The sequence below is a fragment of the Streptomyces barringtoniae genome, from assembly GCF_020819595.1.
In the GTDB taxonomy this organism is placed as follows: Bacteria; Actinomycetota; Actinomycetes; order Streptomycetales; family Streptomycetaceae; genus Streptomyces; species Streptomyces barringtoniae.
In genome coordinates this window covers 1-898 of sequence record NZ_JAJHNP010000084.1, presented here as the reverse complement: position 1 = coordinate 898, position 898 = coordinate 1, and the positions used below count along the sequence as shown (strand labels likewise).

2 protein-coding genes are annotated in these 898 nt (G+C 65.9%); both read right to left on the bottom strand.

The genetic code is table 11. From position 1 onward, the window contains the following. Window positions 1-61: 61 nt before the first annotated feature. Complete coding sequence (locus LMU33_RS40810; RefSeq protein ID WP_228627166.1) at window positions 62-436, bottom strand: pentapeptide repeat-containing protein; 375 nt, start codon at window positions 434-436, stop codon at window positions 62-64. 230 nt (window positions 437-666) lie between these two features. Next, window positions 667-898: hypothetical protein (locus LMU33_RS40805; RefSeq protein ID WP_228627164.1), on the bottom strand; the 232-nt coding region annotated here is incomplete at its 5' end.

The window sequence follows — 898 nt, the reverse complement described above, 5'->3', positions numbered from 1 at the left end:
TTAGTACTCCAGCTCTAGATCGTGATCTTGTCTCTTGTCTGCGGGAGGTCCGGGCTCGGGTCTACGCGATGTTGTTGGCAGACTGCCAACCGATGACGTCGTCGTGTTGGACGTCGCGCAGGATCGCTCCCTTGAGACGGGCTCCGGTGATATCGGTGAGGCCGTATGGCGGCCTGCCGGCGTTGACTCGGCCGAGGACAGCGTCCGTGAGATCCGCACCGCGCAGATCCGCGTCGCGAAGATCGCAGCCAGCGAGGTGCGCTCCCCGCAGTGAGGCTCCGCGCAGGTCAGCACGGCTCAGATCGCAGAACTTGAACGAACAACCGTCCAAGCTGGCGTGACGCAGGTCGGCCTCTACGAACGAGCATCGGGTGAATCGCAGCTGCGAAGTCCTGGCCGAGGCCAGGTTCTGGCCGGTGAAGTCCTCGCCGCTCAAGGCTGAGTAGCGCTGGAGTGCGGCGAGTCGTTGTCGGGGGGGTCGGGGGCGTGGCCATGAGCGCTAGCGTGCCAGCCGAGCCGGAAGCTGGCTCGCGGATTTTCAGCGGCCGGGCCACTGCGGGACCGGACGCGGCCACCGTTGATCAGGCGAAGGCGTCCTTCAGCGGCTCCGGGGCGTCCTCGTCCGCGGCAGGGGCCAGGCGGCCCGCGATGTACTACCAGAGGACGTCACGTCGCCGAGTCGGTGGGAGCGGGAAGGTATCGGTAAGTGATCTCGTCCGGCGTCCCGTGTCCGGGCAACAACGGGAAGTCGTTGACATCGTGGACTGGCCAGGCCTGGCCGTAGAGGTTGACCAGTTTTCCCGAGCGGAAGCGTTCGGTCTCGCTCCTGGAGAGTGCTCTGCCGGTGACATCGGCAGGCTTCTGAGCAGCCGAATCCCACGAGAGCCAGGGTGGTTCC